Origin of the sequence: Brevibacillus sp. Leaf182, from assembly GCF_001423865.2 — a bacterium.
In the GTDB taxonomy this organism is placed as follows: Bacteria; Bacillota; Bacilli; order Brevibacillales; family Brevibacillaceae; genus Brevibacillus; species Brevibacillus brevis_C.
In genome coordinates this window covers 256,535-271,421 of sequence record NZ_LMPN02000017.1, presented here as the reverse complement: position 1 = coordinate 271,421, position 14,887 = coordinate 256,535, and the positions used below count along the sequence as shown (strand labels likewise).

Annotated in this window: 3 protein-coding genes; all 3 read left to right on the top strand. The window is 54.0% G+C overall.

All coding sequences use genetic code 11. From position 1 onward, the window contains the following. Positions 1 to 8: 8 nt before the first annotated feature. Genes ASG16_RS07445 through ASG16_RS07435 form a run of 3 tightly spaced genes read left to right on the top strand, consistent with a single transcriptional unit; the run spans position 9 to position 14,873 of the window. Positions 9 to 13,418 carry an SDR family NAD(P)-dependent oxidoreductase gene (locus ASG16_RS07445; RefSeq protein WP_056495213.1) on the top strand — a complete coding sequence of 4,470 codons (13,410 nt, stop codon included), beginning with the start codon at positions 9 to 11 and terminating at the stop codon, positions 13,416 to 13,418. Continuing rightward, positions 13,415 to 13,657: an acyl carrier protein gene (locus tag ASG16_RS07440; protein ID WP_048034930.1), complete on the top strand. Its 243-nt coding sequence runs from the start codon at positions 13,415 to 13,417 to the stop codon at positions 13,655 to 13,657. The genes ASG16_RS07445 and ASG16_RS07440 overlap by 4 nt, the downstream gene beginning before the upstream one ends. Continuing rightward, positions 13,635 to 14,873, top strand: a complete 1,239-nt coding sequence (locus tag ASG16_RS07435; RefSeq protein WP_056495215.1) for a beta-ketoacyl synthase N-terminal-like domain-containing protein — start codon at positions 13,635 to 13,637, stop codon at positions 14,871 to 14,873. The genes ASG16_RS07440 and ASG16_RS07435 overlap by 23 nt, the downstream gene beginning before the upstream one ends. Positions 14,874 to 14,887 lie beyond the last annotated feature (14 nt).

Sequence of the window (14,887 nt, the reverse complement as noted above, 5' to 3'; positions counted from 1 at the left end):
TGTTCGTCTTGGATCAATTAAACACGTTAACCTATAAATTGCTGTGGGGGCAACTGTGGGAACTCGGACGGTTTACACAGCATCCGTTTGACCTGGACGCTCTGAAGGCCAAGGTGCATTCGCGCTACGGAAGCTGGCTGAAAGAGAGCCTGACACAGCTAAGCGAACAGGGGTATATCAGGCTGCCACAAGGACAGGACCTTGCGAAAGCAGCTCCTCCTGTTCATCTGAACGAGGTGTGGGAAGAGTGGGCGGTCGCCAAGAAGGAATGGCTGCGCAATCCTAATTTACATGCCCAAGTCAACCTGTTGGAAACGGCGCTTCGGGCGCTTCCCGCGATATTGACCGGCCGGACCGCCGCCACTGACGTTCTGTTTCCAAACGGCTCGATGGAGCTTGTCGAAGGCATCTATAAACATAATCCGGTATCGGATTATTTTAACGAGGTGTTGGCCAATACAGCGGCCGCATATGTAAAAAGTCTGGGTCAAGGGCAACGGATGCGCATTCTTGAGCTGGGAGCGGGAACGGGCGGTACGAGCGAGATGGTCTTCCGCAAGCTGGAGCCTTATCGGGAACAGATCGCGGAGTACGTTTACAGTGACTTATCGAAAGCATTTCTTATCCATGCACAGGAACAATACGGACCGGCAGTTCCCTATTTAAGCTGCCGGATCGTGAACGTTGAAGAGCCCTTGGCGGAACAGGGGATTTCGCCCGGCGCATTCGATATGGTCATCGCGTCAAACGTGCTGCATGCGACAAAAAATATTCGGCTTACGCTACGCACCGTTAAATCTGCACTGAAAAAAAATGGTTTATTGCTGCTAAATGAGATGAGTCACAACACACTCTTCGCTCACCTGACATTCGGTCTTCTGGATGGCTGGTGGCTCTATGAGGATGACTGGCTGCGCATTCCGGGTTCGCCCGCCTTAACATCGGAGACCTGGACGAAAGTTTTGGAGCAGGAGGGGTTCCGGTCGGTTTATTTCCCGGCGCAGGAAGCCCGGAGCTTGGGACAGCAGATTATCGCTTGCCAGAGCGATGGTGTTGTCCGACAATCCGGCACAACGTCAGCAAAACGAACCAGTTCGAATATGGATACCGCTGCGGCGATGATTGTCTCCACAACGGCAGATGATATCGGAAAAGTGGAACCGAAAGCGGATTGGACTCCTCAGGACAATGACAGATACGTGCAAGCTGTCAAGCTCATGCTTAGAAAGCACATCTCGACAGCGCTTAAGGTTGACAGCGATCAGATCGCTCCGAATCATGCTTTTGCCGATTATGGGCTGGATTCCATTACGGGCGTTCACTTAATCCAATTGGTTAATGAGGAGCTTGGACTGGAGCTGCCGACGACCGATCTGTTTACATACAGCTCGATTAATCAGTTTACAGGCTATTTGCTGGCTGAGCATGGCGAAGCCGTTTCCAGGGTCTTCGGAGCTGCGGACCGCATAGCGCCGCCGGCGAATGCCAGGCCGAACTCTGCAGGCGAAAGCTTACGGGAGGCAGACTGTGGAACGAACGAAGTCGAATCGCCCCCTGCGTTCCAGAAAGCGGATGGACGAGCACGAGGCCCGATTCATAAGGAGCCGATTGCCATCATCGGCATGAGCGGAAGGTTTGCCAAATCCCGTAACATTGAAGAATTATGGGAGCATTTGGCCAGTGGAACAGATTTGGTCGGGGAAATCACGCGATGGAAACAGTCGGACTCCAATATCGTTCGCTATGGCAGCTTACTTGACGATTATGACCAGTTCGACCCGTACTTTTTTCATATTTCGGGAACGGAAGCGGTTTACATGGACCCTCAGCAGCGGTTGTTTCTGGAGGAGTCCTGGAAAGCGCTTGAGGACGCCGGCTATGCCGGATCGGCAATGGAAGGCCGTCGGTGCGGCGTTTATGTCGGGTACAATATCGGCGATTATATGCATCTGATCGGCGACAATCCCCCGGCGCAGGCGATGTGGGGTAATGCCGGTTCTATCGTAGCTGCTCGAATTTCGTATTATTTGAACCTGAAAGGCCCGGCGATAGCAGTCGATACCGCCTGCTCCAGCTCACTTGTATCTGTTCATCTTGCATGTCAGGGACTGTGGGCGCGGGAGACAGATATGGGCTTGGCCGGTGGTGTGTTCATTCAGTCTACCCCGGCTTTCCACGACAGTGCACAGCGGGCAGGCATGCTGTCTGCTTCCGGGCGCTGTTATACGTTTGATGAACGGGCGGACGGTTTTGTGCCGGGCGAGGGCGTCGGTGCGGTTGTTCTCAAACGGTTAAGCGATGCGATTACCGCCGGCGACCATATCTACGGTGTCATTGCCGGATCGGGCATGAACCAGGACGGCACGACCAACGGGATTACGGCACCGAGCGGTACTGCACAGGAAGAGCTCGAACGCGAAGTGTATGACCAATTCGGCATCGATCCCGGGCGCATTCAACTGGTAGAAGCACACGGCACTGGTACTAAGCTTGGCGACCCCATCGAGCATGAGGCGTTGACGCGCGCATTTAGACATTTCACAGCCAAAACAGAATACTGTGCGATCGGCTCTATCAAGACAACGATCGGCCATACGATCGCTGCAGCGGGCATCGCGGGGTTGATCAAGCTGATGTTGTCATTGAAATATAAAAAGCTTCCGCCATCCCTTCATTATCAGAAGGGCAATGCGAATATCCGAATGGAAGGAAGCCCCTTCTACGTCAACACTCGCCTCAAGGAATGGCCTGCTGAGCCGGGTGAAAGCCGGTTCGCGGCGATCAGTTCATTTGGCTTCAGCGGGACGAATGTACACATGGTCCTTCAGGAAGCGCCGACGATTGATCGTCAGCCAAGGCCAACGCCAACGCGCAGTCATCTGCTGGTGCTGTCGGCGCAGTCCGACGTGCAGTTGCGTCAGCAGGCGGAGCAGCTTATCGCCTACTGCGGCAAGCATCCCGAAGCGGATATCGGGGATATGAGCTATACGCTACTGATCGGACGTAAGCATTTGCCGCATCGGCTGGTCTGTATCATTGAGGATGTGACTGCCCTTGTCGCTGTGCTGAACCGCTGGCTTCTTGAGGGGAGCGCGCCGGGCCTCTTCGCGTCGGTCGTGCATGATTGGGAACGGCAGGAGGATGCGATCAAGAAGAACGAGGGTCTGGCGTGCATCATGGAATGGCGTAATTCGGAGTTCGATAAGCCGGAGATGTTAGAAAGGATTGCCCGCTTGTATCAGCAAGGCTATGAACTGGCATATGACAAGCTGTTTACAGCCAGTCAATACAGACGGATTTCATTGCCGGTGTATCCCTTTGCACGGGAGAGATTTTGGGTACCGCTTAGCGGAGTAAGTGAGTCGGTGAAGCGGGATGAACGTCAGCAATCGGAAGTTCTTCATCCGCTGGTGCACCGCAATACGTCGACGCTTACGGAGCAGCGGTACAGCTCCGTATTCACGGGCGATGAGCCCTTCTTCACGGACCATGTGCTAAACGGCCAGCAGATTTTTCCCGGCTCCGCTTACTTGGAAATGGCTCATGCAGCCGTCCGGCTTGCTACTGAATCGGCTGCTGACGACGGACGAATCCTGCAACTGAAGCATGTTGGATGGGTACAACCCCTCATTGCGCGGGATGAACCGGTTGTTCTTCACATCGCGCTCGCTTCCGGAGAGAATGAGGAAATTACGTTTGAGGTATACAGCTTGTCGGGGGATAAAGACAGGGAAGAAGCGGTTGTTCATTTTCAAGGTTCGGGAAGGTGGACGGCCGCTGCACCGGAGGAGCGGCTGAATGTGCGGGAGGCGCAAGCGGCATGCCGCCATACAGTTTCGGCGGAAGCATGCTACGAGGCGTTTGCACAGATCGGCTTTCAATACGGCATCACCCACAAGGGCATCGAGCAGCTTCATATTGGAGAACAGGCTGCGCTGGCGAAGCTGTCGATGCCTGCTGATCGAGGAAGCGTGGAGCCTTTTACGATGCATCCCGGTCTGCTGGATGCCGCACTCCAATCGATGGCCGGTCTTGTAGTCGGAGAAAATAACGTAAGCTCATTGGATGGTAGTCTTCGTTTAAGCCCGCTTTTGCCTTTCGCTATTGAAACGGTCGATATCGTACATGCCATGGATGCCGAGATGTGGGCGTATTTGCGATTCAGCCACGACTCGGGTAGGCATGGCGGCATTAAGAAGATTGATATCGATTTGGTTGACGCTCAGGGCCGTTTATGCGTACGGATCAAAGGGTATGCTGCCCGCCCGGTACAAGCAAGCGCACACTCCGACGAGGGGGTGTTATTGTTCGAGCCGATATGGGAAACGGCGGAGACATCTATAGGTTCAAACGAAGCTGTGCACCGATATGAGCGCCGAATTGTCGTCGCTGCTGAAGACTGTGCCTTCGCTCTGAAGGAAATCGAAGGACAGGAGGATGACGTCCGGTGCATCGCCCTGCAGACCGAACATCAGGATAAGATCGACCTGCGTTACCATGCTTATGCAGAACAGTTGCTGGGTATCGTACAGGAAGTGCTGCAGGATAAGCGCTCCACAATTATACAGTTGCTTATCGGCCATACCGATCAACAGCAATTGGCTGCGGGGTTGTCAGGAATGCTAAAAACAGCGGCCATGGAAGAGCCGAGAATAGCCGGCCAGCTAATCGAGCTTGAAGCTCAGTCGAGTGAGCACCACCTCGCCCAATTACTAGCGGCGTACGCAAAGCAACCAGAATTGCAGCACATCCGACTGAATAGGGAGCAGCATACCATTCTGCGCTGGCGCGAGATGTGTACAGTTCCCGAGCCGTCTGAAGTTGTTCCTTGGAAGGATGGCGGCGTTTACCTCATAACCGGGGGAACAGGAGGGCTTGGCGTGCTGTTTGCGGAAGAAATTGCGCGAAGGACCCGCGGCGCTGCCTTGATCCTTGCGGGACGATCAGCACTGGACCAAAACAAGCGTGAACGGATAGAGCAATTAACCAATCGAGGGCTGACGGTGGAATACAGGCAAACGGATGTCGGTAGCCTGGAGGCGGTAGAAACGCTGGTCCAAGAGATTTGCCGCAAATACGGTACATTGAATGGGATCGTGCACGGCGCCGGTGTTATTCAAGATGCGTATTTGAAGAAGAAGTCCGCGGATGAACTTCAGCAGGTCCTTCGACCAAAAGTATCCGGAACGGTCCATCTGGATGAAGCGACTCGCCATATTCCGTTGGATTTCTTCCTGCTTTTCTCGGCTTTAGCAGGTGTAATAGGTAATCCCGCTCAGGCTGATTATGCGGCCGCCAACGCTTTTCTGAATCGTTTTGCTGCCTACCGTAACGAGTTAGCGGGAGCCGGACAACGGCATGGCCGTACATTGGCGATTTGTTGGCCGCTGTGGCAAGAAGGCGGCATGCAGGTTCATGCCGAGACGGCGAAGCTGTTGAAGCAGAAGAGCGGCATGCGGGCAATGGCAAGCAGCACGGGCATTCAAGCGTTTTACATGGCTTTGGCTGCTGGAAAATCGCAAATCACCGTTATCGACGGTGAGAAAGAAACGTTACGCGCCTTTATGCGGATGGCACAGAATGAAGGGAAGGCACAGGCTTTCGAGAGCGGCATGAAAGAGCCGTCTGCTTGGGATCAAAGCGATGCGCTTCAGGAGAAAGCGGTCGCGTACTTGACGAATTTGATATCCTCTGTGGCCGGCACGCCCGCCAGCCGGATGGACCCGGACGCTCCGATGGAAACGTACGGCCTCGATTCCGTCATGGTGATGCAAATCACCAGCCGGCTGGAAGCGGCCTTCGGCTCCCTGTCGAAAACATTGTTTTTCGAATACCCGAACATCGGTCGGCTGGCGGCTTTTTTCATCGAACATCATCGGTTCCGTTTGGCCGAGTTAGTTGGCGCTAAAATGGCGGCGGAAGATTCTATGAGTCCTATTACCGTATTACCGAAGCCAAAGGAAGCAGGCCGCAAATCTGCACGCCCGATGTCTAAGCCCAAGCGGCCGACAGAAGCACGGGACGGAAGTCGTGTACACGACATTGCGATCATCGGCATAGCCGGCCGTTATCCGGGGGCTAAAAATATTGAACAATTTTGGGAGAAGCTTCGTGACGGTCAGGACTGCATCAGCGAAATTCCGCTCGACCGCTGGGATCACAGCGTCTACTATGACCCGGATAAGAGCAAGCCGGGCAAAGTGTATACGAAGTGGGGCGGATTTGTGGAGGGCGTCGACCGCTTCGATCCGTTGTTCTTTCATATATCGCCGCGTGAAGCTGAGATCATGGACCCGCAGGAAAGATTGTTTCTGCAATGCGTCTATGAAGCGATCGAAGACGCCGGATATACACGGGAAACGCTCGTTGCCGAGGGGCAAGGGAAGACGAAGCGGGTTGGCGTATTCGTTGGCGTCATGAACGAGGAATACCAGCTATATGGCGCGGAGTTGACTGCCCGAGGGAAGCCAATCGCACTATCAGGTAATCCCTCGTCTGTCGCAAACCGGGTCTCTTACTTCTGCGATTTCAAGGGACCAAGCATGGCGGTGGACACGATGTGTTCCTCGTCGTTGACAGCCATTCATCTGGCTTGCCAAAGCTTGCGGCAAGGGGAAAGCCGTGTTGCCGTGGCCGGAGGCGTCAACGTATCCGTCCACCCGAATAAATACATTTTCCTTTCCCAAGGCAAATTTGCTTCCAGCAAAGGCCGCTGCGAAAGCTTCGGGAAAGATGGTGACGGTTACGTACCCGGCGAAGGGGTAGGTGCAGTTTTGCTGAAACCGCTCGAAGATGCAATTGCGGACGGCGATCACATTTATGGCATTATCAAGGGAACGGCCATCAACCACGGCGGCAAAACAAACGGCTATTCGGTACCCAGTCCGGTTGCGCAGGCCGATGTCATTGGCGAGGCAATCAAGGATGCTGGTATTGATCCGCGAACCATTAGCTATATCGAAGCGCACGGTACGGGCACCTCGCTTGGCGATCCGATTGAAATCGCAGGCTTGAGTCAATCCTTCCGCGCCTATACGGCAGACGTTCGCTTTTGTGCGATCGGCTCGGCCAAATCGAACATCGGCCATTGTGAAAGCGCAGCAGGCATTGCCGGTTTGACGAAGGTATTGCTTCAGATGAAATACGGTCAACTGGCGCCTTCTCTGCATGCGGAGGAGCTCAATCCGAACATCGATTTCGAGCAATCTCCTTTTGTGGTACAGCGTACGCTGGAGGACTGGAACCGACCTGTTCTGACCATAGACGGGACCACAAGGAAACTTCCGAGAATCGCCGGACTTTCTTCCTTTGGCGCGGGAGGTTCCAACGGGCATCTGGTCATCGAAGAATATATTTCAGAAGAACATGTGACAGGTGAAAAGCAGACTCACCATAGGCACGATCCGGCTATCATTGTACTTTCAGCGCGCGACGAAGAGCGTCTTCAGCTCGTTGCGCAGCGTCTCTTGTCCTTCATACGCGATCAAGGCTGTGATCACATAAACCTGGGGAATCTGGCCTACACGCTCCAAGTGGGCCGGGAAGCGATGGAGGAACGGCTGGCGATGCTCGTCGGTTCGATCGAAGAGCTGGAGAATAAGCTGCTTGCTTATTTAGCGGATCGCGAAGAAAGGGACAACGTGTTCCGCGGTCACATCCAGACCAATGAACTGATGCAAATGTGGCGGACAGACGAGGATTTATCGGAGACGTTCAAGGCATGGATGAGAAAAGGGAAATTCGGGAAGATCCTCGGTCTGTGGGTGAAAGGGCTGAACATCGATTGGCGTTTGCTTTACGAAGATTCGGTTCCGCGCCGGATGAGCCTGCCAACGTATCCGTTTGCGGAGGAGAGGTACTGGATACCGGAGATCGACAGCATATCTGCTCGGGAAGGAGGGGGCGGGAAGCCTCTTCATCCGCTGCTGCACCGGAATACATCGGATGTGTCGCAACTGCGTTTCAGTTCGCTGTTTACCGGTAAGGAGCATTTCCTGAGCGATCATGTTGTTGATGGGAATAAGGTCATGCCGGGCGCCGCTTACCTCGAAATGATTCGCGCAGCCGCTGAGGCTGCAGCCGGCAAGCTGTTAAGTTCGAAAGGCACTCGTCTTCATCAGATCGTATGGAGAAAACCGCTTGTCATGACCGACGCATCCTCCGAGGTGCATATTCGGCTCCGTAAGGAAGACGAAGAATTGGCATGCGAGGTCTTTTCCGATCAGGGCGAAGACGAGAATGAGGCCTTGTATTGTACGGCAACGGTATCGCTTCAGGAGCCCGAAGAGAGCCCGATTATGGATATCGATGTGATAAGAGCACAATGCAGCGGGCCGAAGCTGTCAGGCGAGCAATGCTATCGGGCTTTCGAATCAGCCGGACTTTTGTATGGTCCTGGCAACAGAGGGATCAGAAGTATCTATACCGGCAACGCTCAGGCATTGGCGAACGTGTTTGTTCCGGCGGAAGCAACCGGCACGTCGCATGATTATGTGCTACATCCGAGTTTGATTGATTCCGTCTTCCAGGCAACGATCGGCTTGTTTCCCGGTCAAGTTCTGGAAGCAATGGAGGGGCAGCCGCAGTCTGTGAGCCCAATCGTTCCTTTTGCGCTGGAGGAATTGGACATCCTTGGCCCATGTTCAGGAGAGATGTGGGCATGGATCCGGTTCAGCAGCGGTCTTCTACCGGAGAGCCCGATCCGCAAGCTGGATATCGAGCTTATCGACAGCAGCGGAATCGTTTGTGTACGGATGAGAGGATTGACGTCCAGAAGGATTGACCGTGAAGAGGTTCGTGATCAACCTGTTGCGACCCCTAAGGAAACGCTTTTGTTCCAGCCGTTATGGGAATTGAAGCCTTGCCATACGGGGAAGAACACGGTGACTTATACCAGACGTATCGTCTTGTTGGGCGGATCGGACAGCTCTTTTGCGGATCAACTCATGCAACAGAGGGGCGGGGCAGAGGTTCATCTATTGGGCGACGGCCTGGAAAATATGACGTTGGCGTCACGTTATACGTTTTATGCCAAACGGATGTTGAAACAGCTTCAATCCTCACTTCATGGTACGGAAGGCAGGACGCTGATTCAATTGGTGCTCCCGTATAACGACAATCAGCGTGTCATGGTTGGACTAAGCGGAATGCTGAAGACCGCTGCTCTTGAACATCCCGGTGTCGTCGGGCAGACGATTTTACTGGGTAAGGACTCAGAGGGCCCTGCCATTGCCGGGATTATCGACGAGAATGGGTCTGAACCCGAGGACGCCGTCATTCGTTATGAAGCTGGCAATCGTTATGTTCAAAAGCTTGTGGAAATGGGGCTCAAAAACGGGGTTCCAGTACCTTGGAAAGATAACGGAACGTATCTGATCACAGGCGGCTACGGCAAGCTTGGGATGATCGCTGCGCGAGATGCCGCAGCGCGAACTAGGGGTGCGAACCTGATCCTAACGGGGCGCTCCGCTCATGATGAACGGATACAGAAGCATCTTGACGAGTTAAAAGCGGTGGGAGCCCATGCAGAGTACTACAGCTTGGACATCAGTGACGCTTCCGCCGTCCAAGAACTAATCGAACGGATAGAAGCCCGTTATGGTGGTTTGTCCGGCATCATTCATTGCGCAGGCACTCGAGCGGACAGCCTCATCTTGAAAAAAACGGAAATGGACATCGATCGGGTATTCGCCGCTAAAGTGGCCGGTCTTATTCATCTGGATCGTTCAACGAGGCATATGGAGCTCGACTTTATGCTGCTTTATTCTTCTCTTGCCGGAACGCTGGGCAATTTCGGTCAAGCCGACTATGCAGCCGCCAATGGGTTTATGGACGCGTTCGCAGCGCATCGGAACGATCTTATGGCTTCAGGACTTCGCAAGGGCAAAGCCTGCTCGATCGGCTGGCCACTCTGGGAAAAGGGCGGCATGCAGATCGATGAGGAAACGCTCTCCATGATGAACAGGCTGACCGGGATGTCTGTGCTCGAAACCGCCGGCGGGTTGCACGCTTTATATGCCGCCGCAGCATCTGCAGCGGATCATGTCCTGACGATAGCGGGAGATCCTTCCCGCATGCGGGCTGCCTTGACGGCCGAGAGCCAGTCTCCGCCGCAGGCTCAAGCTCGGCCGACAGCTGTCGTGCAGCACCCTGTAAAGGCTGACGGCATTCCAGCCTTTCCGCAGGATGAGCTGGAGAAGAAGACCATAGCGTACTTAAAATCGCTTGTATCGGCGGTAATTAAGCTGCCCGTTCAGCGGATGCATGAGGATACGCCGTTCGAGAAATATGGTGTCGATTCAGTGACTATCATGCAACTGACAGCGAGTCTGGAACAATCATTCGGAACGTTGTCCAAATCGCTGTTCTTTGAATATATGACGATCAGGGAGCTGGCAGGTTATTTGATGCGTGCTCACTTAGGCCGTCTGCCTGCTGTCTTGGGCTTGGAGGACGGTTCTTCGTTCGGAGCGGCAGCGTCTATCCCTGAACGCACCGGACTTTCGCGTCATGACAGCCATGCAGTAGAGAAAGCAGAACCGCCAGCCGGTACTAACGATGTTGAAACGGTAGGAGCTACAACCGAATGGCGGCCGGAGGATATCGCGATTATCGGGGTGGCCGGACGCTATCCGGGAGCAAGAGACGTGGAGGCGTTTTGGCACAATATCCGGAACGGTGTCGACAGCATCACCGAAATCCCGGCAGACCGTTGGAATCATGAAGCGATCTTTGATGCAGAGCCTGATAAACAGGGGAAAACCTATTCCAAATGGGGAGGCTTCCTGGAAGGGGTAGATCGTTTCGATCCGTTGTTCTTTCACATTTCGCGCAAAGAAGCGGCGTTTATGGATCCTCAGGAGCGATTGTTTCTACAGTGCACGTACGAGCTGCTGCAGGATGCCGGATACACGAGACATGACTTGCAGCAGCTCGATTCGTCCGGTCTTGGCGGTAATGTAGGCGTTTACGTCGGTGTCATGTACGAGGAATATCAGCTTTATGGTGCGGAAGAAACGGTTCGGGGCCGGCCGGTGGCGCTGTCTGGCAGCGCTTCGTCGATTGCGAACCGCGTATCGTATTTTTACAATTTACATGGACCGAGCCTGGCTATCGATACGATGTGCTCATCTTCACTTACCGCGATACATTTGGCCTGCCAAAGTCTGCGGGAAGGAGAATGCGATGCAGCTATAGCAGGGGGTGTAAACCTTTCTATTCATCCGAATAAGTACTTGGCGCTTGCGCAGGGAAAATTCGCGTCGAGCAAAGGTCGGTGCGAGAGCTTCGGTGAGGGAGGCGACGGTTACGTGCCGGGCGAAGGCGTCGGCGCCGTTCTGTTAAAGCCGTTGTCACGGGCCATTGCCGACAAAGACCGCATCTACGGCGTCATTAAAGGATCAGCCGTTAACCATGGCGGTAAGACGAACGGCTACTCGGTTCCCAATCCGAAAGCACAGGCAAGTGTGATCGAGCGGGCGATCCGGAAGTCGGGCATTGATCCGGGCGCGATTAGCTATATCGAAGCGCATGGGACCGGTACGGCGCTTGGCGATCCCATCGAAATAAAAGGTTTAAGTGATTCATGGAAAACGAGTGCCCTTCCGACATCCGTTTGTGCGATCGGTTCCGTAAAATCTAACATCGGTCACTGCGAGAGCGCAGCGGGAATTGCGGGCTTAACGAAGGTTCTGATGCAGTTGAAATACGGGGAACTGGCGCCATCGCTTCATTCCGAGAAGCTGAACCCGAATATCGTCTTCCCGGATACACCGTTTAGGGTGCAACAGAAGCTGGAGGAATGGAAGCGGCCCGTCGTCGAAGCAGGCGGAGAAAAGCAGGAAATGCCGCGAATAGCGGGCATTTCTTCGTTCGGCGCGGGAGGGTCCAATGCTCACTTAATCGTGGAAGAATATAATCCGCCCGCAGCGGTACATTCTATCGATCAGGCCGGCAGGACCGTTCCGATTGTTTTGTCCGCGCCGAACAAAGAGGGATTAAAACGATTGGCTTCTCGCTATCTGGATGCAATAGCGATGCGGCAGATTACGGATGATAACTTGTCTGATGCGGCGTATACCCTTCAGGTGGGACGTGAGGCGATGGAAGAACGAGCGGCTATGGCCGTTTCTTCGGTTCTGGAGCTGAAACGCGGGTTGCAGGCGATTGTCGAGAACGGCCGAATGGAGAAACTGCACCTCGGCAGGGCGAAGTCAGGCGCGGCACTTTCCGAGCTGCAGGCCGGAGCGCCGGATGAGTCGACCTGGCTGGGATGGTTTGCTTCTGGGAAGTTTGAGCCGCTTCTGTCTGTATGGGTATGTGGCATTGATTTTGATTGGCGGCTTGTCTACGGCAAAACGACACCGAGACGCATTAGCCTGCCCTCCTATCCGTTCGCTGAAGAAAAATGCTGGTATAACATTAGCGGCAATGGACATCAATCCGCAAGAACAAATGGAAGCGAACCTACTCCAGCTCCAAACGTTCATATTCACGAGGCTGGAACGATGGACCGGGAAGCGGTGGAAACAATTACGTTAAGGCCGCTATCGAACATTCCCGATCAAATCGATCACGGAAGCGGACACTCGCTGCGGCTCTCGCCGATTAAATTGAAGAAGATCGACGTTGTATCGAAGCAGCGTATATCGCTCGACGTGTTGACAGAGCAACTGGCCGAGAGCTTGGCCGATACGATGTTTATGGAACGTGCCGAATTGGACCCAGAGAGAAAGTTTGTCGAAATCGGCGTGGACTCGATTATCGGCGTGGAATGGATCAAAGCAGTAAATAAGAAGTATGACGTATCTATTACGGCGACCAAAATATACGATTATTCAACTTTAAGCGAATTTGCCGCCTATTTGCACGGCGTAATCGCTGAGAAGCCAGCTTCGGTTGGGAACGAAGCGGAAGCAGAAGCAGAACACGATTACGATCACGTAAGCCGGTTGCCGAAACAAACGGCGGCACTTACGGCAGCCGAACATGTGGACCCTGCCGAAGAAAGGACGCCCCCTCCAAACAGCGGCGTTTCCTTGGAGGCACTGGAAGAACAATTGGTCCAGAGCATGGCCGAGGCCATGTTTATGCAGCCTGACGAGATAGATCCTGAAATCAAATTCGTGGACATCGGGGTTGATTCGATTGTCGGTGTCGAATGGATCAAGGCGGTTAATAAGCAATATGGCACGAGCATCACGGCAACGAAAATATATGACTATTCGACGATCAGACAGTTCGCGGCGTATCTGAGTTCCGAGCTGAGCCGGGGTCAAGGTGCTTCTCCGGAACAGGAGGCCGTACGTTCTCCACTTCTGCTGGATGACATTTTACAGCAAGTGGAAAGCGGTAGGCTGGACATTCATGAGGCTAACGATTACGTCAGTCGTCTTATCCTTGAGGAGGAACGGAATTGAACAGACAAGAAATAACAGCCGTTATCATAAAAAATTTGTATGAGATCGTCCCCGAATTAGAGGGACGGGAACTGAGGCCGGAGGACCGGCTTTCGGATCTCGGATTGAACTCTATCGACCGCGCGGATCTAATTTCGATGGTGATGGAGGATTTGTCGCTTTTGCAGAATCAAAGATCGCAGTTTGTTGGAATGTCAAGCATAGGGGAACTGGCAGATGGGTTCTTGGGCAAGCTGTAGGCCGGACGATATCGTCATCTCAGGCATCGGCATCACATCGGCCATTGGTCAAGGACAGGCGGCCTTCGCGGCAGCCCTCCTTGACGGCCGGCACGCCTTTTCTGTGTTGAACCGTCCAGGTCGCCAAAAAGGAAGCTCTTCTTTCCTGGGGGCAGAGATTGAATCGCTGGTTATGCCGGAACGTCTTTCTAAACGGCTGCTGCGAACGGCTTCCTTCTCCGGGCAGGCTGCGATGGCAACGATGCATGAGGCTTGGGAGGATGCAGTTCTTGATCAGGTTGAGCCAGAGCGGATCGGCCTCATTATCGGCGGTTCCAACTTACAGCAGCGGGAGGCTCTCCAAGTCTATGCCTCGTATTCGGAACGTCCTTCGTTTCTGAGGCCCACTTATGCGATGACGTACATGGACAGTGATTTATGCGGACTTTGCACGGAGCAGTTTGGGATTCGCGGATTTGCGTTTACATTGGGAGGCGCATCTGCAAGCGGTCAGGCTGTTATCGCTCAAGCCGTTCAAGCTGTTAGCTCCGGGGAAGTCGATGTTTGCATCGCAGTCGGGGCATTGGCCGACCTTTCCTATATGGAGCTTGCGGCCTTTCGCAGCCTGGGCGCAATGGGCTCCGATCAATATGCCGACAGACCGGATCTGGCCTGCCGGCCATTCGACCGCGGTCGGGACGGCTTTATCTACGGGGAAAACTGCGCTGCCGTCGTCATTGAACGCGCGTCTGGTGCCGGTAAGAGAGGGGTTCTTCCTTATGCGGCCATTACCGCTACAGCGATCGCGATGGACGGCAACCGAAATCCGAATCCGTCCTACGAGGGAGAAATGCGTGTGATCCGGGAAGCTCTTCGCCGGGCCGGCATTACAGCCGCCGACATTGACTACGTCAATCCGCATGGAACGGGCTCTCCGGTCGGTGATGATACGGAGCTGCGCGCGCTTAAAGACAGCGGATTGTCGCATGCCTACATCAATGCGACCAAATCCATAACAGGCCATGGTCTCAGTGCAGCAGGAGCCGTGGAAATTATTGCGGTATTGCTTCAGATGCGCAACTCCCGCCTTCATCCGACGCGTAATCTGGAGCTTCCGGTTGACGAGTCATTCAATTGGGTGAAGGAACAATTCGTCCCGTACTCCATTTCTCATGCGTTATGCCTCAGCATGGGCTTTGGCGGCATGAATACAGCAGTCACTCTGCAAAAGATTTAAAACAAACGGAAAAG

What these genes read in the sequence shown, in the direction of transcription:
- ASG16_RS07435 (WP_056495215.1), top strand. Translation starts at nt 13,635, where the DNA reads ATGGGTTCTTGGGCAAGCTGTAGGCCGGACGATATCGTCATCTCAGGC.